Source organism: Mesorhizobium sp. M1A.F.Ca.ET.072.01.1.1 (assembly GCF_004023325.1).
Lineage (GTDB): Bacteria > Pseudomonadota > Alphaproteobacteria > Rhizobiales > Rhizobiaceae > Mesorhizobium.
This window is the reverse complement of the sequence record NZ_RZSF01000587.1, coordinates 1-1,982: the sequence shown is the minus strand read 5'-3', so window position 1 is coordinate 1,982 and position 1,982 is coordinate 1. Positions and strand designations below refer to the sequence as shown.

General features: G+C 64.4%; 2 protein-coding genes. Both read left to right on the top strand.

The genetic code is table 11. The features are described 5' to 3' along the window. Positions 1–82 precede the first annotated feature (82 nt). Positions 83–373 (top strand): sarcosine oxidase subunit delta, encoded by a 291-nt coding sequence (locus tag EOA32_RS36605; protein ID WP_128374263.1) that lies wholly within the window; start codon positions 83–85, stop codon positions 371–373. Further along, the coding region (locus EOA32_RS36600) for a 2Fe-2S iron-sulfur cluster-binding protein (protein ID WP_128374262.1) at positions 370–1,982 on the top strand (1,613 nt) is incomplete at its 3' end. The genes EOA32_RS36605 and EOA32_RS36600, both read left to right, overlap by 4 nt.

Here is a 1,982-nt window from a genome sequence, read left to right as displayed (position 1 = left end):
CCGCATCGACCGTTTCGCACGCGGCCATGTGGTCGATGAGCGCGGCGCCGGTGCCCAGCCCAATCTCCACTAAGGCGGTCCAATGCTGATCCCCCATCCACTTCTGGGCCCGCGCGATGCGCAGGAATTCACCTATCTGGGCGACGCGCGGCTCATCGACCGTCCAGATCCATCCGCGCCCGATGCCGAGGCTGCCTTTTGCGATTACGTCTTCCTGCGCGATAACCCGGCGGGCGTGCACCGCGAGCTGTGGTTCCACGAGCAGGGCGACCGGTCATGGCTGGTGGTGACGCGCGACACGGTCACCCATGAAGTCCTCGGTGCGGAACTGGCCCGCAATGTCGCGCTTGCGCAAAATAGGTGCGGCAAATGACACGGCTAGCCGGAGGACTGATCGACCGCTCGCAGACCTTGAACTTCAGTTTCGACGGCAAATGCTACCAGGGCCATCCCGGCGATACGCTCGCCTCGGCGCTGCTGGCCAATGGCGTTCGTCTGATGGGGCGCAGTTTCAAGTACCACCGCCCGCGTGGGGTGCTGTCTGCCGGCTCGGAGGAACCGAACGCTCTAGTAGAACTGCGCTCGGGCGCGCGGCGGGAGCCCAACACGCGCGCGACGACGGTGGAACTGTTCGACGGACTGGAGGCGCGAAGCCAGAACCGCTGGCCCTTACTTGAGTTTGATGCATTGGCGGTGAATGATCTGCTGTCGCCCTTCTTGACGGCCGGCTTCTACTACAAAACGTTCATGTGGCCGAAAGGCTTCTGGGAAAAGCTTTACGAGCCGGCGATCCGCAAAGCGGCGGGCCTCGGACGCCTCTCAATGCAGGCCGACCCGGATGCATATGACAAGGGCTTCCTCCATTGCGATCTCTTGGTCATCGGAGGGGGTGCGGCCGGGCTTGCTGCGGCGCTGACGGCGGCGCGCGGGAGCGCACGTGTGATTTTGGCCGACGAGGATTTCCGCCTGGGCGGGCGGCTTCTGTCAGAGACGGAAACACTGGACGGAGGGCAAGCCACCGACTGGATCTCAGCGTTGGAGGCCGAATTCGAGAGCCTGCCGAACATTCGCGTGATGCGTCGCACCACGGTTTTCGGGGTCTATGATCACGGCATCTATGGCGCGGTGGAAAGCGTTTCCGATCATCTCCCAGAGGCGAGCGGGCGTGTGCGCCAGACACTCTGGCGTATCACGGCGAAACGCGCGGTACTGGCGGCGGGCGCGACAGAGCGCCCCATCGCCTTTGCCGACAATGACCGTCCGGGAATCATGCTGGCCGGCGCGATGCGGGCTTACGCCAATCGCTGGGCGGCCTGCCCGTCCGAGACGGTCGCCGTCTTCACCAATAACGATGACGGTCATCGCACCGCGCGCGATCTGGCCGCCAAGGATGTCCACATCGCCACCGTCATCGACACGCGCCCCGAGGCGAAGGCTCGCGGTGACTACCGACTGATCGCGGGGGGCATGGTGACAGGCTCACGCGGCAGGCTTGGCCTGAAGTCGATCGAGGTTCAGGCAAACGGCAGGTCCGAATGGATCGAGTGCGGCGCGCTTGGGGTCTCTGGCGGCTGGAACCCGAATGTGCAGCTGGTTTCGCATCATCGCGGTCGGCCTGTTTGGAATGAACCGCTGCAGGCGTTCCTGCCTGGGGGGGAGGGGGCCCAAGGACTAATTCCGGCAGGTGCGGCGGCGGGCCATTTTTCCACCGCCGATGCCTTGCGGTCCGGCGCGCAAGCCGCGCAGCGTGCGATGGACGAACTTGGCATCGCGGCATCGTTGCCCGATTTGCCGCGCGCCGAGGAGGCAGACTACACGGTTGCGCCCGTCTTCTATGTACCGGGCAAGAAGCGCGCCTGGGTCGATTTCCAGAATGACGTGACGGTGAAGGACATCAAGCTCGCCCATGCCGAGAACATGCGGCCGGTAGAGCATTTGAAACGCTACACGACTCTGGGCATGGCGACGGACCAGGGCAAGAC

Excerpts from the sequence above, each read along its gene's own strand:
- EOA32_RS36605 (WP_128374263.1), top strand. The coding sequence starts at position 83 with ATGCTGATCCCCCATCCACTTCTGGGCCCGCGCGATGCGCAGGAATTC.